The organism is Nonomuraea rubra (assembly GCF_014207985.1).
Taxonomy (GTDB): domain Bacteria; phylum Actinomycetota; class Actinomycetes; order Streptosporangiales; family Streptosporangiaceae; genus Nonomuraea; species Nonomuraea rubra.
Window position 1 is genome coordinate 10,092,661 of record NZ_JACHMI010000001.1, and the last position, 18,024, is coordinate 10,110,684.

General features: G+C 66.0%; 14 protein-coding genes and 1 pseudogene. 10 read left to right on the forward strand and 5 right to left on the reverse strand.

The genetic code is table 11. From position 1 onward, the window contains the following. Nucleotides 1-109: 109 nt before the first annotated feature. Nucleotides 110-1,279, forward strand: a complete 1,170-nt coding sequence (locus tag HD593_RS63980) for a glycoside hydrolase family protein (protein ID WP_281402508.1) — start codon at nt 110-112, stop codon at nt 1,277-1,279. 546 nt (nt 1,280-1,825) lie between these two features. Beyond that, entirely contained in the window at nt 1,826-2,323 is a 498-nt protein-coding gene (locus HD593_RS45915) for a DUF402 domain-containing protein (protein ID WP_185109200.1), read from the forward strand. 57 nt (nt 2,324-2,380) lie between these two features. Here the strand turns inward: HD593_RS45915 and HD593_RS45920 are convergent, their stop codons facing one another. Then, on the reverse strand, nt 2,381-3,022 hold the full coding sequence (locus tag HD593_RS45920; protein ID WP_185109201.1) for a response regulator: 642 nt from the start codon (nt 3,020-3,022) through the stop codon (nt 2,381-2,383). Next, nucleotides 3,019-4,353, reverse strand: coding sequence for a sensor histidine kinase (locus HD593_RS45925; RefSeq protein ID WP_185109202.1), 1,335 nt, complete (start codon nt 4,351-4,353; stop codon nt 3,019-3,021). Before HD593_RS45925 ends, HD593_RS45920 begins: the two co-directional genes overlap by 4 nt. 113 nt (nt 4,354-4,466) lie before the next feature. Here HD593_RS45925 and HD593_RS45930 point away from each other — a divergent pair. From HD593_RS45930 to HD593_RS45940, 3 genes and pseudogenes are all read left to right on the forward strand, one after another. Continuing rightward, nucleotides 4,467-5,120 (forward strand): annotated as a pseudogene (locus HD593_RS45930) (ABC transporter ATP-binding protein); the annotation flags it as partial. Nucleotides 5,121-5,182: 62 nt separating this feature from the next. After that, on the forward strand, nt 5,183-5,947 hold the full coding sequence (locus HD593_RS45935) for an ABC transporter permease (protein ID WP_185109204.1): 765 nt from the start codon (nt 5,183-5,185) through the stop codon (nt 5,945-5,947). Nucleotides 5,948-6,239: 292 nt separating this feature from the next. After that, complete coding sequence (locus HD593_RS45940) at nt 6,240-7,016, forward strand: ABC transporter permease subunit (protein ID WP_185109205.1); 777 nt, start codon at nt 6,240-6,242, stop codon at nt 7,014-7,016. Between the two features lie 313 nt (nt 7,017-7,329). Here HD593_RS45940 and HD593_RS45945 read toward each other — a convergent pair whose 3' ends face one another. The 3 genes from HD593_RS45945 to HD593_RS45955 form a co-directional block, all read right to left on the reverse strand. Beyond that, nucleotides 7,330-9,015: a ribonuclease J gene (locus tag HD593_RS45945; RefSeq protein WP_185109206.1), complete on the reverse strand. Its 1,686-nt coding sequence runs from the start codon at nt 9,013-9,015 to the stop codon at nt 7,330-7,332. Nucleotides 9,016-9,069: 54 nt separating this feature from the next. Next, nucleotides 9,070-9,987 (reverse strand): 4-hydroxy-tetrahydrodipicolinate synthase, encoded by a 918-nt coding sequence (gene dapA, locus HD593_RS45950; RefSeq protein ID WP_185109207.1) that lies wholly within the window; start codon nt 9,985-9,987, stop codon nt 9,070-9,072. A 327-nt stretch (nt 9,988-10,314) separates the two neighbouring features. Then, the gene (locus HD593_RS45955; protein ID WP_185109208.1) at nt 10,315-10,758 is read right to left on the reverse strand and encodes a GNAT family N-acetyltransferase; all 444 of its coding nucleotides are present in this window, start codon (nt 10,756-10,758) and stop codon (nt 10,315-10,317) included. 1,194 nt (nt 10,759-11,952) lie between these two features. Between HD593_RS45955 and HD593_RS45960 the strand changes: the two genes are divergently transcribed. The 5 genes from HD593_RS45960 (at nt 11,953) to HD593_RS45980 (ending at nt 17,592) form a co-directional block, all read left to right on the forward strand. Continuing rightward, on the forward strand, nt 11,953-12,669 hold the full coding sequence (locus HD593_RS45960) for a GntR family transcriptional regulator (protein ID WP_168018127.1): 717 nt from the start codon (nt 11,953-11,955) through the stop codon (nt 12,667-12,669). A gap of 990 nt (nt 12,670-13,659) precedes the next feature. Then, nucleotides 13,660-14,316, forward strand: a complete 657-nt coding sequence (gene radC / locus HD593_RS45965) for a RadC family protein (RefSeq protein WP_185109209.1) — start codon at nt 13,660-13,662, stop codon at nt 14,314-14,316. A gap of 1,621 nt (nt 14,317-15,937) precedes the next feature. Then, the gene (locus HD593_RS45970; protein ID WP_185109210.1) at nt 15,938-16,105 is read left to right on the forward strand and encodes a hypothetical protein; all 168 of its coding nucleotides are present in this window, start codon (nt 15,938-15,940) and stop codon (nt 16,103-16,105) included. Between the two features lie 481 nt (nt 16,106-16,586). Then, nucleotides 16,587-17,075, forward strand: coding sequence for a GntR family transcriptional regulator (locus HD593_RS64805; protein WP_185109211.1), 489 nt, complete (start codon nt 16,587-16,589; stop codon nt 17,073-17,075). Between the two features lie 40 nt (nt 17,076-17,115). Then, nucleotides 17,116-17,592, forward strand: coding sequence for a GntR family transcriptional regulator (locus HD593_RS45980; protein WP_185109212.1), 477 nt, complete (start codon nt 17,116-17,118; stop codon nt 17,590-17,592). Nucleotides 17,593-18,024 lie beyond the last annotated feature (432 nt).

Here is an 18,024-nt window from a genome sequence, read left to right on the forward strand (position 1 = left end):
CTGATCGGTCCCCCCGGAGCGCTCACCGACGAGCACCGGCCAGGAGACTTGTGGCTACAGCACGTCAACACAACGACCCGCTGGTGAATGCCGGCGAGATGACCCATCGATGACCGTCGGCAAGGAGACCCCGTTGATGAACGTCGCCTACCTCTACCCCTGGGACGTGGTGGGAGACCCATCAGCCCCCGGCCGCTTGGCAGACCTCGGCGTCCAGACGGTCGCCCTGGCGGCCATGTACCACTCGACGAGGGCAGCCACGCCGTACCACCCCGCTCATCGTGTCCTCGACGTCCCACACCCGGCCTTCTACCTCCCGATCCGCCCGTCGTCCTGGTCTCGCCTGGTCCCCGCCTCCCCCACGTGGACCCCCGCCGATGCCTATCTCCAGGCCAGGGATGCCCTGAAGGCCGTCGGCCTCCAGGTGCACGCCTGGACCGTCCTCACGCACAACTCACACCTGGGCTCGGCGAACCCCGACCTCGTCGTGCGCAACGCCTTCGGCGACCCGTACCCCTACGCCCTGTGCCCGGCCCATGAGGACGTCATCGAGTACTGCGAACGCCTGGTCCGGGAGATCCTCGAGGTAGGCGAGCCCGACGGCCTGATCCTGGAGGCCTGCGGCCCCATGGGCTTCGGCCACCAGACCGTCCACGAGAAGACGTCCGGCGCAGACTGGACCCCCGCAGACATCGACCTCCTCTCCCTCTGCTTCTGCACGAACTGCGCCCCCCGCTACCCAGACCCGACAAGAGCCACCGTCCGCGCCGCCATCGACCGCACCACCCCGACAGACACCGCCACCTCCCACACCCCCGGCACCGCCGCAGAGGCCCTCGGCCCACTCGCCGACGAGGTACGCACCATCCGCGTAGCCCAAACGACGACCCTCCGCGAGCGCCTCATCTCCGCCGCCCGAAGCACCGCCGCCAACGTCCCCATCACCCTGCACGCCAACCCGGACCCCTGGGCCACCGGCGCCTTCGCCCCTCTCCCATCGGGCGAACCGGGAGCAGACGTCCTGGTGGCCAACTGCTGGGGCGACCCGGCCACGGACGCCATCCGCCTTGCCCGCCTCAAGGACCTGTCCACCCCCGACCAGCGAGTCGGCGCCTACGTCCTAGCCCTCCCGCCCCGCCCCGCCGACCCGGACGTCCTGGCAGACCAGCTCAGGACCTATTCCAAGGCCGGCGCCTCAGAGTTCCACCTGTACCACGCCGGCCTGGCCTCCCCCCAACGCCTGGCCGCCCTCACCAGAGCCCTCCGCCTCCATGGCTAGCTAACAAACGCGGGGGCTTGCTGGGTTGGGGCATGAGATGGCCTCTTGGGCTGGCGACAGGAGAGGGGCTTACTCGATGAGAAACGTGAGAGGCGCTCGATGGTTTCGAGGCCTGAGACAGCGCTTCTGAAGCCAGGTCACTTTGAGGAGAGGAAGGAGCTTCGGGATGGGGTTGTGAGAGGAGCGTGTTGGGATCGGGTCCCAACAGGAAACTTGTGGGTTGGGCACCGCACCACCGCACCACCGCACCACCGCACCACCGCACCACCGCACCACCGCACCACCGCACCACCGCACCACCGCACCACCGCACCACCGCACCACCGCACCACCGCACCACCGCACCACCGCACCACCGCACCGACCGGCTACTCCCATGACCCCATGTGCTCGCCACCCCACCACAGGCACCAACCCCTCAGATCTCGCAACCGTCACACCCTGCTGAGACCACAAGCCACCGCACGAGCACACTCCACCGACCCGCCTAGCTCCCCCACCAGCGCGGCGTGTGACAGCCATCCCGGCATGGATAGGTTTATTCATATGACCGATGTGCGAATCGTCTTCAGAAAATACGGCGGCGCATTGCACTGGAACCATCCCGCTCGGCTACTAGGTGAGGACGAGCACGGCGTCTGGGTCGAAGTGCCCGGTGGGACGGTCGCTCGGAAGGGCGAAGGCCCGCCTGTCACGTGGGAGTCGACCGCGATCATGCTGTTCCCCCGGGACGCCTGGTGGACAGCGTCCTTCAACACTCCACCCCACAGAAGCGAAATCTACGTCGACGTCACTACCGTTCCGGTGTGGAAAGACGATGAGGTCACCATGCTCGACCTCGACCTGGACGTGATCCGAATGAGAGATGGGCGACTCATCCTGGATGATGTAGACGAATTCGCAGAACACCAAATCTTGCTGCGCTATCCACCAGAGCTCATCACACAAGCAGAAGAAACCGCACACTGGCTACTCGAAGCAGTAGGCGAAAGAAAAGGGCCTTTCGGCGGCGCACACTTGGACTGGCTCTCAAAGACGTTCTGAACCCAATACACACTCTAGCGCAAGACCAACCAACCGCAAATTAACAACCGAGCACCATCACGCGGCTGCGGAAACCAGCCCACTCTCATACGCCGCAATGACAAGTTGAGCCCGATCCCGGGCCTCCAATTTGGCCAGCAGTCGCGTGATGTGCGTCTTCACAGTAGCCATGCTGACCTGCAGATGCGCCACGATCTCGCGATTCGACAACCCTCGCGCAATCAACAGCAACACTTCCCGCTCCCGCTCAGTGACCCCCTCCAGCCCCTTCACCTGAGGCGGAACGGGAGTACGCGTGAACTCTTCGATCAATCTACGCGTAACGGTTGGCGCCAGCAGCGCTTCCCCTCCTGCCACAACACGTATGGCAGCGAGCAAATCAGCAGGCGGAGTATCTTTCAACAAGAATCCACTCGCTCCGGCCCGGAGCGCATCATAAACATACGCATCGAGATCGAACATCGTCACCACGAGAACCCGAGCAGCATCCTTGATATGGCGGGTGGCCTCTATCCCATCCATGCCGGGCATGCGCACATCCATGAGTACCACATCCGGCCGCCGTTCCAGCACGATGTCAACAGCCTCGGCGCCGGTCCCCGCTTCCCCCACCACCTCCAGATCAGGCTCGGAGTCGACCAGCACCTTGAAGCTTCCCCTGAGCAACGCCTGATCATCGGCGATGACCACTCGAATCACGGCGCCTCCCCGTACGGCAACGTGGCGGACACTCGAAACCCCCGCCCAGCCAGGCTCCCGGCCTCGAACACGCCGCCGTACATCATGACCCGCTCCCGCATGCCGATCAGACCGTGCCCAGCGCCATCCCCCGGCAATGTACGCCGCCCCGACCCATCATCGACCACCTCGATCCGCACCTCCTCGCCTTCGTCGACGACGGACACACGGCAACGAGCAGGCGCCGCATGCTTGACCACATTCGTGAGCGCCTCCTGCACGATCCGATACACCGCCAACCCCACCCCATCAGGAAGCCGCCGCCAAACTTCTTCCTCTCCTCGCGCCGCCTCGTCGCGCACCTCGGCTCTTCCGAATGCCGCCCCTTCAGAAGGCGAGGCTTCCGCCCGCCCCAGCGCTGCCTCTCCCTGGAAGCTCCCCGTCCTTCTCCCCACCGCTCCCTCCTGCGGCACCGCACCGGATCCTCTCCCCTCACCGGCCTCAACACGAAGATCAAGCTCCACCTCTACGCCGGCCAGCCGAGCCTGCCCCACCAGACCTTGAAGCCCCGCCAAACCCGGTGCAGGCACGCGGTCGGGCACAGCCGTCGACCTGAGCACACCCAGAAGATGCCGCATCTCGACCAGAGCGCTCCGACTGGCGGTCTCGATCACGCGCAAGGCATCGTGCGCCTCTTCAGGCTTGGTCGCCATGACATGATTGGCGACCCCGGCCTTGACCGCGATCAGCCCCACACTGTGCGTGACCACGTCGTGCAGCTCCCGGGCGATCCTTAACCGCTCCTCGGCCACCGCCTGCGCCGCCAGCCGTTCGGCGTCACGTGCGGCATAGGACCTGCGCTCCTGTACGGCCCGGCCGATCGTCCACGCTCCTCCCAACGCCGCGATGCCCATGAGCGGCTGGTCGAGGTGCAAGAGCCAGTCGGGAGCCCGGTCTCGAGGTGTGCCCGCCACCGTCATGCCCACGATGGTCACCAAGCTCACCAGCCCGATGGCCGATGTCGGGATCGCCGGGCCGCGTCTGTCGGACAGCGCGACGATGTACAGGGCGTACGCGGGCGCGAGGTACACAAGCCCCACGCCGCCGACCAGCGCGGTATAGACGGCGAGCAGCAGCGTGAAGCAGAAGACGGGCACCGGCCAGAGCCTGCGTAGCGCCAGCGGCAGCCCGAGGCCGGCAGGAAGGGCGAGCCGCATCCACGGCGGCAGCGGCTCGGCGTGAACCGTTACGGTGAAGAAGATGAACGCCGCGCACACGCCCGCAGCCGCATCGAGCATGACCAATTCGCGGCGGCTCATGCGTCTGGCGAAGAAGGGGTGCGTGTCGTTCACGCGTTGAACCGTAGCCGCTGCGGCGGGCTGAGCACGTCAACCCAGGGTCTGACCTTGAAGTTCGAACCGTGGTCCGACGCGACACCGCCCCACCACCCCGCATCCTTTACGGCGTGATCGAACTCCACCACCTCACCAAGCGCTACGGCTCCGCCCTCGCCGTGGACGGTCTCTCCTTCAGGGTCGAGCCTGGCCATGTGACCGGGTTCCTCGGCCCCAACGGCGCCGGCAAGTCCACCACGATGCGCCTGATCCTCGGCCTCGACGCGCCGACGTCCGGCCAGGCGCTGGTCAACGGCCGGCGATATACCTCGCTGCACGAGCCGATGCGCGAGGTCGGAGCGCTCCTGGACGCGAGCGCCGTCCACGGCGGCCGCAGCGCCTACAACCATCTGCTCTGCCTGGCACGCACCAACGGCATCGGCCCCACGCGCGTCATCGAGGTGCTCGATCAGGTCGGCCTGGCGGGCGTGGCACGCAAGCGCGTGGGCGGGTTCTCTCTGGGCATGAAGCAGCGGCTCGGCATCGCGGCCGCGCTGCTCGGGGATCCCGGCATCTTGATGTTCGACGAGCCCGTCAACGGCCTCGACCCCGACGGTGTGCGCTGGATCCGCGATCTCATGCGCTCGCTGGCCGCCGAGGGCCGGACGATCCTGCTCTCCAGCCATCTCATGAGCGAGATGGCCCTCACCGCGGAGCACATCGTCATCGTCGGCCGTGGACGACTCATCGCCGAGGCCACCGTCGCCGAGCTGACCACCCGCTATCCATCCCTCGAAGAGGCGTACATGGCCTTGACCGCCGACAGCGTGCAATACGGAGCGGCCCGATGAAGATGGTCCTCTCCTCGGAATGGCTGAAGCTCCGCTCGGTGAACTCGACATACCACGCAATCGGCGCAGCGGCCCTGACAGTGGTCCTCGGCATCGCGTGGACGCTCTATGTGGCCGCACTGGCCGACGAGCGCGGCACGCTACGCGCGGCCGCTCCCGAGCAGGGCTTCCTGCCGCTCGTCCAGATGAGCCTGGCGGTGCTCGGCGTGCTGGCGATCACCTCCGAGTACGCCACGGGCATGGTCCGTACCACCCTGATCACCGTTCCGAAGCGCAGCACCTTACTTCTGGCCAAGGCGGGGATCGTCGGTGTGGCCACGTTCGTGACCGCCCAGGCAATCCTCCTGCTCACGTACGCCACGAGCCGGCTGATCGCGAACGGCCGCCACCTGGGCTTCAACCAGGTTCCGTTCTCCGAGGAGCTGCCGACGCTGCTCGCCTCGGGCCTGTCGGTGACCGCCCTGGCACTGGTAGGCCTCGGGCTGGGCGCGGCCGTCCGCTCCACGGCAGGCGCCATCACGGCGGTCGTCGCCCTGTTGTTCGTGCTCCCTGGTGTGGTCACCTATCTGCCGTCCCCGTGGAACACCCGCGTCGCCACCCTCCTCTTGCCGAACCTCGTCCCGCAGTTGTCAGGCGAACGACTCTCGTCCCGTCTGGGAGACGGCTTCCTGCCGCCCTGGGCGGCACTGACCGTGCTGCTCGCCTACCCACTCGTCGCCCTCGCCGTCGGCTACCACCAGCTCAGGCGAAGGGACGCATAACCGTCCGCACCCCGATGTCCCGTCCACACAGGCACGACGACGCATTCCGACATGGCGAGCCGAATTCGGACATGACACCACCCGTATGCGAGCACGATGCCTCGTACGAGCCTGACACGTCCGCGGGGCTTCTCCTCTCGCCCGTTGTACGCATCCTCCATCCACCCGCAACGACCGGCCGCATGAACCTCTCTGCAGCCTCAGCGCCGTTGCCGAGACCGTACGTGCCACGAAGCCTCTCCCTCCACCACACATGCACCTGATCGCATCTCTCGCCCGAAAGGACGCAGGCATGACCGTCCTCACCTCCGAGTGGCTGAAGATCCGCTCGGTCCGTTCGACCTACCTGGTCCTCGGGCTCAGCATCAGCACTGTCCTTCTCGGCCTTGCACTCGCCGCGGCGGCTGCCGGCATGTACGACGCCGCTCCGCCCGAGCAACAAGCCCGTGCCCGGATCGCGGATCTGGAGGAAGTGTTCACGATCATTCCCCAGCTGTGCATGGGCATCCTGGGCGCCTTGGCCGTCACATCCGAGTACACGACAGGCTTGATCAGGACCAGCCTGGCCCTGGTTCCGCGTCGCTGGCCCGTCCTCGCCGCCAAGGCCGTCATCATCGGTGGCCTGGGCCTGCTCATCGGCGCCGTGTCAGTCTTCGGCACCTATTTCGCGGCCCGCGGTGCCATCGGCGACCGCTTCTCCGGCGCGTACACCACCGCGTTCGGCGACCGGCTGCCGCTTCTGATCGCGCTCAGCCTCACTGTGCCGGTATTCGCTCTGCTCGGCCTGGGCATCGGCGCGATCCTGAGATCGGTGGCGGGCGCCACGGCCATCCTCGTCGGCCTCGCCTACGTGCTCCCAATGATCATCGGCAATCTGCCCGAGCCATGGAGCGAGCGCCTCGGCTCATTGATGATCGGCGCCTTGCCCCGCGAGCTGACGGGCGACATCATCACCACCTCGGTGTACGGCTCGCTCCTCTCACCCACAGCGGCCGGCGCAGTCATGATCGCGTACGCGGCCGTCCCCGTATGCACCGCCATGTGGCTGCTACGCCGAAGGGACGCCTGACATGCACCCCCTGAGCATCCCGCCGCCCCCACACCACCGCCCACCAAGGCACCGCCATCCGGCTCCTGCAGAGTCAGCGACCCGTTCCCCGGCAGTGGGCGGGGGAACCGACCAGCACACAGCCAGCACCCTCACACACACATTCAAGATCACTGTCACGCGCGGATACGAACTCGCCGTAACGGCCGATCGCGAGAACCACCTCGCGAGCACCCGCGTGATCGACCTTGTGCACGGCGTCGCGGACCACAAGCACCACAGGGCACTTCGGGTGGTACGGCAGGCCAAACCATCTGCCGTACCACCCGAAGGCTCAGACCTCGAGCACCACAGGGATGATCATCGGACGGCGGCGATAGGTGTCGCTCACCCAGCGCCCCACCGTGCGACGGACGACCCTGCGGATCTCCTGCATGTCCACCACACCGTCCGCGGCCTTCTCCTCCAGGGCCCGTTCGATCTGCGGGATGAACTCCTCGAACTGGAGAGGATCGATGCCGGACCCGCGGGCGTGGATCTCCGGGCCGGCCGTGAGCTTGCCCGTGTTCGAGTCGACCACGACGACCACGGAGATGAAGCCCTCGTCCCCGAGGATCCTGCGGTCCTTCAGGGAGGTGTCGGTGATCTCACCCACCGACGAGCCGTCGACGTAGACGTACCCGGCGTGTACCGCACCGACGATCCGCGCGCGGCCGTCGACCAGGTCCACCACGACGCCGTCCTCGGCAATCACGATGTGGTCGTCGGGCACGCCTGTGAGGGCGGCCAGCTTGGCGTGGGCGCGGAGGTGGCGCCATTCGCCGTGCACGGGCATGAAGTTCGAAGGGCGCGTCAGGTTGAGGACGTACAGGAGTTCGCCCGCGGCCGCGTGTCCCGAGACGTGCACCTTGGCGTTGCCCTTGTGCACGACGCGGGCGCCCCACCTGGTCAGGCCGTTGATGACCTTGTTGACCGCGGTCTCGTTGCCCGGCACCAGCGACGATGCCAGCAGGACGGTGTCGCCCTCGGCGATGCGGATCGGGTGATCGCGGTTGGCCATTCTGGACAGCGCCGCCATCGGTTCGCCCTGGGAGCCGGTGCAGATCAGCACCACGTCCTGAGGCGGCCACTCTTCGATGTCGCGCGAGTCGACGATCAGCTCCGGTGGCACCTTCAGGTAACCGAGGTCACGGGCCACCCCCATGTTCCGCACCATGGAGCGGCCGACCAGAGCCACCTTGCGGCCGTGCTTGGCCGCGGCGTCCATGACCTGTTGGATGCGGTGTACGTGCGAGGCGAAGCTCGCCACGATGACACGCTGCTCGGAGGTGCGGATCACCTCCTCGATGACCGGCCCGATCTCCCGCTCGCTGGTGACGAATCCCGGCACCTCGGCGTTGGTGGAGTCGGACATCAGCAGGTCGACGCCCTCGGTGCCGAGCCTGGCGAAGCCGCCGAGGTCGGTGAGGCGGCCGTCGCTCGGCAACTGGTCCATCCGGAAGTCACCGGTGTGCAGCACTATGCCCGCCGGCGTCCGGATGGCGACGGCCAGGGCGTCGGGGATGGAGTGGTTGACCGCGAGGAACTCGCAGTCGAAAGGCCCGAATACGTGCCGTTCGCCCTCGACGACCTCGTGTTTGGTCGGTTGGATCCTGTGCTCTGTCAGCTTCGCCTCGATCAAGGCGAGCGTGAGCTTGGAGCCAATGAGCGGAATATTGCGCCGCTCGCGCAGAAGGTACGGCACCGCCCCGATATGGTCTTCGTGGGCGTGCGTCAGCACCACGGCTTCGACGTCGTCGAGCCGGTCCCTGATGTATTCGAAGTCGGGCAGGATGAGGTCGACACCCGGCTGGTCGGGCTCGGGGAACAGTACCCCGCAGTCCACGACCAGCAGGCGACCGTCATATTCGAAGACGGCCATGTTCCTGCCGATTTCCCCCAACCCGCCCAGCGCGACGATGCGCAGGCCGCCCTCAGGCAGCACCGGCGGGGGGCCGAGCTCAGGATGCGGATGGCTCATGCCTGGCCCCCACGGTCAGATCTTGTTCTCAAAACTCCCGGTTCCTCCCCGTTCCTATGCGTCTGTCAACTTCACCCCGCCGGCTACCAGGCAAGCACGCAGCTCGGCGATTTGCTTCTCTGTGGCGTTCACCAGCGGCAGCCGTACTGGACCGACCGGTACCCCCACCATGCTCAATGCGGCCTTCGCCATGATCGCGCCACCCGCACGCAGCATGATCCCGTCCACCACGGGGGCCACCTGGCTGTGTACGGCCAGGGCCTGGGCGACGTCGCCGTTCTTGTGCAGGTGGATCATGCTTGCCAGCTCGGCGCCCACGACATGTCCGACAACGCTCACGAACCCGGCCGCGCCAAGGGACAGCCAGGGCAGGTTGAGCAGATCGTCACCGGAGTAGAAAGCGAGATCGGTCGCGGTCATCACCTGGCTGGCCGCGAACAGGTCACCCTTGGCATCCTTCACGGCCACGATGCGCTCGTGCTGCGCGAGCCGGAGCAGGGTCTCGGTCTTGATCGGCACGCCGCTACGCCCGGGAATGTCGTACAGCATCACCGGAAGGTCGGTTGCGTCGGCAACAGCGGTGAAGTGCTGGTACAGCCCCTCTTGCGGAGGCTTGTTGTAGTAAGGCGTCACCACCAGCAGGCCATGGGCACCGGCACGTGCCGCCTGCTTCGCGAGCTCGACGCTGTGGCGAGTGTCGTTGGTGCCGGCCCCGGCCACCACGGTCGCGCGGTCACCGACCGCATCGAGGACAGCGCTGACGATGCGCTGCTTCTCCTCGTCCGATGTGGTGGGCGACTCCCCGGTCGTCCCGTTGACGATCAGTCCGTCGTTGCGCTGCTCGTCCACCAGGTAGGTGGCAAGACGTCGCACAGCCACATAATCGACCTCGCCGTCGGAGGTGAACGGCGTGACCATCGCGGTCAGCATACGGCCGAAGGGTGCGTCGGTGGTTCCAGTTGGCGATGCCATAGTGCGAACGCTACCTGGATTCAGAAATCCGTTGGACGTCGCCACCCCGCTTCGCCTGCCTGGAGCCGGTTTTTGCCCGCCTCCACCGGCCTCCGGACGCCTGGCCGCACCGCGCCGATCAACTCACGCGAGCTGGATGGATCAAGCAGATGTGGGAACGTCACCCACGAGGGGCGTCCTCCTCCGGTTACGGAGAGGCTTCGCGTGGCTCAGGCGACCAAATTCCTTGTCGCCGAGGTCACATAAACACCACTGGTTCGGCCAGGAAGCGGACCAGACCGGCTCGGCCGCCTCCGGAGCCATCGAGCGCCGCCTGAAGGATCCCGGTCAGGGCAGTTCGATCTGATAACGGATGAAGCCGCGGTTCTCCGCGACTTTGTCGTAGAGCTGCCGTGCCGTGCTGTTCGACTCGTGGGTGTTCCAGTACACGCGAGAGCAGCCCCGCTCCCGAGCCCAGTCGGTGACGGCCACGATCAACGCACGCCCCACACCCTTGCCCCGGACGTCTGGAGCGGTGAACAGATCTTGCAGGTAGCAGACATCGGTGTTGGGCGCGGACGTGTTCCCGTGCGTCAGAAAGTGGGTGATGCCGATCAGCCGGCCGTCCAGCCTGGCGCCCAGAGCGTGCAAGCGGGTGTCCGCCTGGAATTCCTGCCACGCCCGGTCGTACATCTCGTCCGGCTCGACGCGCTCGTAGAAGTCGATGTACGCACGGAACAAGCTCTCCCATACGTTCCGGTCGGAGGGGAGGAGCTTGCCGATGTCGATCATGTTGTCCTCTTGATGGTGCATCTCAGGCCAAGACGGGACATGCCTGGATTCGTACGGAAATGTAAAGATCTGGTCTGACGCGCGGGAGGAACGGGCGGATGTCACAACTTAGGGAGAGGTGACTGGGCGCGGTACGGCCACTCGGCTGGGATATCGGATGACCACTTGCGAGACCCTTGGTGCCAGTGTCCGTCAACGGTGTCGCGGAGGGCAGAGGTACCAGAGCGTCACTGTCGATCATGAGTGGTTGCCGATTGAGAACACGAGCCCGTGAACGTGCGGCGACCCGGCACTTGGCTCTTGATCATGAGTGGATGTCACACGCGCAGCGGCTGTAGGCAATGGCGAGGCCAGGGCCGCGCGACTGGCGCGGACGCGCAGCACTGTAGGAGCGAGGCGGCGGTGCCGGGAAGTCGGCCGCAGCCATGACAAGGCGGCTGGCGCGACAGCGTGGCGCTGCCGACACGAGGCAACGATGCAGGAAGTCGGGCAGAGCCGGGGCGCGACAGGTGGAACGAATGTGCGGCGAAGCCAGTACACGTGACCGGCGGAAGAGTGCGAGGGGGCCAGGAGAAGGTGCCTGGTGGGAGAGAGTGCGACCGGACGGGGCGAGGTGACCCGCGGAAGGGTGCCGCAGAGCGAGACGAAGTGACCGGCGTCAGAGTACGACCGGTCGAGGCGAAGTGAGTGCGACCGGTCGGGCGAAGTGACCAGCGGAGCGTCGGACCAGGCGAGGCGAAGTGACCAGCGGAGCGTCGGACCAGGCGAAGCGAAGTGACCAGCGGAGCGTCGGACCAGGCGAGGCGAAGTGACCAGCGGAGCGTGCGACGAGGCCAGGACGAGGCGGTTGGCGGGAGGGCCGCGACAGGGCGGAGTGGCCGGCGACGAGGGGTTCGTACTTGAGGATGCTTCGGGTTCCTCAGCGAGCCAACCTCGACCTGGGCCTTCAGAGGCGTCTGTCGCGGCGGTCCGGCTGGGCGGACATGGAAGAGGTCGCCGATATGTGCTCGGGGGTACACACATCGACGACCTCTACCGGAGAATCGCGACCCCTTACATCGGCGTTACAAGGTTTCTCCGATAATTTTCCGCCATCGCAAAGTTGGGGCTCCAGCGGTCATCGATGACGGTCGGTTACCTGCCGAATACGGCAACATGGGGCAACGCCTCACACGAACCCCCAGGGATGGACTAGTGGCCACCTCAGATCCGGTCTACCTGCGTGTCGTCGAAGACATCCGGCGACAGATCACCGACGGCACCCTTCCCCCCGGCGCGCCTATCCCCTCACGCGCCCAACTGACCCGTAAGTATCAGGTCGGTGAGACCGCCGCCCGCCACGCGCTACGTGTGCTCGCGGGTGAGGGCCTCATCATCGGCCGCGTGGGCTCGGGTCATTACGTCAGGGAACGCCCCGACCTAACCCCGTTGCACCGATGGCGTTTTCTCGACCACCCCGCCCCGTTCGCCGCCGACCTGCAATCCCAAGGCAGGCGAGTAACATGGGACTGGCACAGCGAGCCCACCGAAGCAGGCCCCGACATCGGCAGACGGCTGCGGCTGCCCGAGTCGGCCACGCTGACCAAGACGCATTACGTCTTCCGCGGGGACGGCAGGCCACTTCAGCTCGCGACGTCCTATGAGCTGCGGGAGTTCACTCCTCACACAGAGGAGGAACGGCGGAGCCTGGTGGCGCGCATGTACGCGCACGGCATAAAGATCACCGAGATCGTGGAGAGCGTTCACACTCGCATCCCCCGGCCGGTGGAGAGCGATGCGCTGGATCTGGCGGCGGGTGTGCATGTTCTGCATGTGGAACGTACCCATTGGGCAGGCGATCGCCCGGTGGAGACCAGCGACATCGTGATCCCGGGCGACCGGTTCCGGATCATGTACAGCATGCCTGTTTAGGGCGGGAAGCTCCGGGTGAGCACAATCTTGCCCGGAGCTTCCCGGCCCGACGAGTTCGTACCGTTCGGCGGGTGTGGAGACGGGCAGCTCAGGCTTGATGCCCGCGTGGACGGCCGCCTCGTCACGCTCGACGGCGCATGCGACTCTGGAGCCGCCTGGATCGCCGCCCGACGGCGCACATCCTCATCGGATTCTCCCCGCTCCAACCAACGACGTGCACTTTCGCGAGACCGCCCCCGTCGCACCCGGGGACGGGCACGTGACCGAGGCTCGCCCGCCCGCCTGATGCGGGGTCTGGCATTGCCCCGTGATTGGTGCGGCGATTGTTGGACGCTCGTTCTTGTCGCGACCTGGGCTCATCCGCATCATCGCAGTCGCTGCTAGCCCTCCCTCCCGAAGGTCGAGGTCGCCGACGTCCTGGGCGTGGTGTCGCGAAGGCACTCACTGGGCGGGATCTTCTCGTGGAGCGTGTTTCAAGAGGTGGAGCGTGCTTCAAGAGATCGCCTGGGCTGAGGTCCGATTGTGGTCCCTGGCTCTGGCCTGCTGTTCGGCAGGCGGATCTGACCGACGAGCCATGGACGATGCAGGAACCTACTGCAGCGCGCAGTCGGCCGAGGGTAGATCATGATCGGCGCACTGGTCTGCGCCCCCACCAGATTCCGGGCCAAGATCGGCTTCCGGTCCCGCCGGCTCTTCACGCCCCATGTTGTTTCGCGCTCTGCCAATCGTCGGCTTGCCGGCTGGCCAGATATCACAGTCGAAAACCGCCACAACGTGGCGATTCACCCGGCTGCAATCGGAACCTCCTCCTTCCTCGGACTTCTCCCGGCCTCAATAAACGGACCCATAAGGACTTTCGTCGCGACTATCGCATTCCGCTTCCACCGAAATTGAGCGCATAAGACCACACCTGCGACGCAGAAGGCCCTCCGCGATTCCGCAGGCAGAAATTGTCAGTGCGCGTTGATACAACGGTTGCGGAGGTTGCCGATGCGAGTCAAAGACCTGTCCGAACGTGACCGGCCGCGCGAACGGCTCATGTCCAACGGTGCCGCCGCGCTGGCGGACCGGGAACTGCTGGCCGTGCTGCTCGGTTCCGGATTTCGTGGGGCGAGCGCCCTCGACCTGGCCACACAGGTGATCGAGACCTGTGGAGACCTCGATGGTCTCAGCCGTTCTGACCCGCACCGGTTAATCACCATGCGCGGCATCGGTCCCGCCAAGGCCGCACGAGTTGCGGCGGCCTTCCATCTCGTACGCCGTGCGGAGGCGTGGCCCGAACGGGAGCGCATCACCAGCACGTCGGATCTGGCCCATGCATGTGCTCCGCTGCTGCGCGACCGGAAGCATGAGCGGCTGGTCATGGTGGTGTGCGACACCCGCGGGCGAATCCTGAAGCGTGCGGTGCTTACCGAGGGCGGGAGCGATCACACCGTCATGCCGATCCGTGAGGTGATCACTGAAGTGCTCACCTCCGGCGGGGCGATGTTCGGTCTTGCCCACAATCATCCTGGTGGGTCTCTCGACCCCAGCCGGGAGGATCTGGAAGCGACGGCCAGGCTTCTCGAGGCCGCGCAGACGGTCGAGTTGCGGCTGCTCGATCACCTCATCATCGCGGACGAGTCCTGGAGGCGAATTCCCCTGTAAATCCCTCCGACGGCGGATCATGAACGCAGCGATCCGCAAAAGGCACCATCCCGCTTATAGCGCCGAACCGCAGTTTTCCAAGGGATGACCATGAGAACCTAATGCCGCGGGTAGGCCGTTACGGACGTCAGCCGGCTACTACTCGTCGTGACGTGGCCCCATGCGTCGTGGAAGCAAGGGGCCACGTCCATGGTCTCGCGTAGGTTCCGGGTGAAGTCCAGGCCTCGTATCGAGGGTTTGGGCAGGCGCGTTGCTCGGGATTCTGCGCGAACGCAGGGTGCGTCGATCGTGCTTACCCTGATCGTGTTGTCGCCAGCGGTGTCCGGTTCGCATGAGCGGTGGCATGGCGCGTACAGGGCGTTCGGTGCACCTTGTCGCCGGACGGGAAGGCAACACCCGTCCGGCGACAACGCGTTCCCTTCTTCGCTGGAAGACTCGACAAAAGTCGGATCTACCGATCAGGAAGTGCTTCACTGAGCGGTGCGCAGGCGTCACAATGTTGTTTGCGGCCATCGCGCTCGGTGTCCTCTCGAACTGCGTCTTCGGAGGACCGCGATGGCCGTCACCATTCCTATGACTGACTTTCTCCTCGCAGCATGCGCATGTTCGGTGGATGTCGGCGGCTTTCTGCGGGTTCGGGTAGCGACTCTTATCCCTTGATATGTGAGTTGTCCGACATGAATGCCTACTTCGTTGAATGTCTGGACGCCTGCTCATCTATGGGTTTGTATGGCACTTCGTGGGATTTGCGGCGTGCAGTCATATGAGGGTGCATGTCTTTTGGTCATCATGCTGAAACTGCTGCGCCGAATCCTCTGCAGGCAGCAGACTTGGCTCTGCGGCCGCCGCCATTGCCCTTCGCCTTGAATCGTTGCTTTGAAGGGGAGTGTGCGGTGGCCGCATCGGCACGCATCCGATTGGGCTTGCTCGCGAGGGTGTGACCAGATGGGGCGTCTGTGGAAGCGGCACCGCAGGCGCCCCAGTCATTTGCGGAATGTTGCGGGTATGCGCCCAAATGGTGACGGCCATCGTGCTTCCCTTCGAGGGCCTGGTCGAGATCGAAGGGGAAGCAACACGATGGCCGCAGAATTGATTCTGACGCCTGGGGACAGGGTTGGCACGGGAACGCGGCATCGGGAACTCCGACTTTCGAGACGGTCGCCTCTCAGGAGGCACGGCTCGTACTGCTCTGCCGAGCCTGGGCTGTAAGGCTGCTGGGACGTTTGATGCGGTCCGGCGCAGCGGGGTTGCTGGGCTCGGGCTGGGTGCGGGGCGGGCTTCGGGCTGCGGGTCTTGGTCTGAGCGCTGGGTGAGCTTGGAGCTGGGGATCTTGGCCTGCTGCAGGGCGGAGTAGGGCTGGTCCGGCGTAGGTCGTGGATGGTTGTGGTGGAGGCTGCGGCGTGTTGGGCCGGACTACAGCACGGCCAGGACCTCTTTGGCGGCGCGAAGACATCAGCTTGGGCGACATGCGCGGCGAGGGCGGACTGCATGGCGAGGGCTGCGTGTGGACGGCCTGCGTGGACGGCCTGCGTGGCGAGGGCGGCGTGGCGAGGGCGGCGTGGCGAGGGCGGCGTGGCGAGCGCGGCGTGTGGACCGGGTTCGCGCGGCGAGGACGACCTGCATGGACGACTGGCGCAACATGTACAACTGGGTGGAGCCCACAGCCTGGGGCTGCGCGAAGTGCAGCAAAGCGGGCGTGGTCGGCATGCACGACCTTCACGGCATGCAAGGCGAACGACTTATGGACGGCGTGAACGTGAGCGACGTGGAGAGAGTGAACAGCGTGTAAGTGGGAGCGCGGGCGACATGAGCGTGAGCGACGTGGATGCAGCGAGCGGCGTGAGCGTGAGCGCGGTGGGCGGCGTGAGCGTGAGCGCGGTGGGCGGCGTAAGCGTGAGCGCGGTGGGCGGCGTGAGCGTGAGCGCGGTGGGCGGCGTGAGCGTGAGCGCGGTGGGCGGCGTGAGCGTGAGCGACGCGGATCGGGCGAATGGCATGAGCTTCAGAGCGGTGGGTGGTCCGGGCAGCGTCGGGCCGCAGCGGGGCCAGCGTGGGGCGCAGCGTGGATGCAGTCCAATGCAGTGGATCTGGCGTGCGTGGGCTGCGGCAGGCGTGAACTGCGGCGGGCGTGGGCTGGGCTGCGACTGGCGTGGAGGGCGGCGAGGTGGTCAAGAGGTGCCGTGTGGGGGTCTGGGCGTGTCGGGTGGTCTATCTGACGTATCTGGACGCTCAATGAGCGAGTAAGTGGGTGCCGTTTCCTCTAGAATCCGGGCGTGCTAGATCGTGGGGGCCCGAGGCCCCTCTACAAGCAGGTCGCCGATCTGGTCCGTGGTCAGATCGAACGCGGTGAGCTCAAGGCCGGCGATCCTCTGCCCAGCGAGGCGACGTTCGAGAAGACGTACGAGATCGCCCGGACGACTGCGCGGCGGGTGGCGCGGGATCTGCGGGAGCAGGGGCTGGCGTTCACGATTCGGGGTGAGGGCTCGTACGTGGGGTCGCCTGGGACGCCTCGGTCACCCAGGAAACTGCCCATTTATCAGAAGATCGCCGCAGAGGTCGTCGAACGGATCCAGCGCGGTGAGATTCCGCCGAACAAGGCTATTCCTGGCGAGAAGGCGATGATGCGGCAATATGGCGTCGCGAAGGTGACAGCCCGGCAGGCCGTTGCGCATCTCAGGGAGCTGGGGTGGGTGATCACGGTGCCATATCGGGGCACATTCGTAACTGACCGCGAAAAATGGCCCATAAATCCGGGTTCTTAATTTCCCTTCCTTTGACCGCGTCGTTGGATACCCTTGAGGCGTGCTGAATCGCGAGGGTGACACCTACCTTTATCTCCAGATCAGCGAAGTCCTCAGATCGCGTATCACCGCAGAGCTTGCGCCGGGAGATCCCGTGATCAGCGAGGCGGAGATCCAGCGGGAGTTCAAGGTCGCGCGCACGACCGCGCGCCGGGCGATCCGGGTGCTGCGGAACCAGGGGCTGGTCCATACGCGGCAGGGAGAGGGAACGTTCGTCAACGCTCCCGGGCAGGCAGGGCCCTTGGGGCGGCGGGCGCCGTTCTATCGGCACATCGCCGGCGAAATCCGGGAGCGGATAAAACGGAACGAGTTCGTGGCACGGCAGCAGATTCCGAGTGAGGTTGAGCTGGTGCGGGAGTACGGTGCCGCTCGTGAGACCGTGCGGCGTGCCATTGCGCTGCTGCGTGAAGAGGGGTGGGTGTACAGCATCCCGCATCGAGGGAGTTATGTCTCGCCCAAGGAGCAATGGCCTGGTTGAGGTGGCTCGTGGCGACGGTCGAGGTGCTGGGCAAGGTCCTCGGTTGGAGGGCCGAGTCAGGCCGAGCTCTTGTTCACGGTGGACTGCGCGAGGCCAAAGTCCTGTTCACGGTGGACTGCGCAAGGCCAAAGTTCTGTCCGTGAGGGCGCGGGGCTGATGTCCTGGCCGGCGCATGGGCGCGTGGGAGTCAAGGTTCCGTTCGCGGACCAGCGGCCGGTGGGGTCGGCCGGTCGCGTGCAGGGCGTCGTGGCGAGTGGAGCCGGCCGGTCGCGTGCAAGGCGTCGTGGCGGGTGGAGTTGGCCGGGGTCGCGGTCGCGTGCAAGGCGCCGTGGCGGGTGGAGTTGGCCGGTCGCGTGCAAGGCGCCGTGGCGGGTGGAGCCGGCCGGTCACGTGCAAGGCGCCGTGGCGGCGTTGCCGGATGCACCCGGCGGG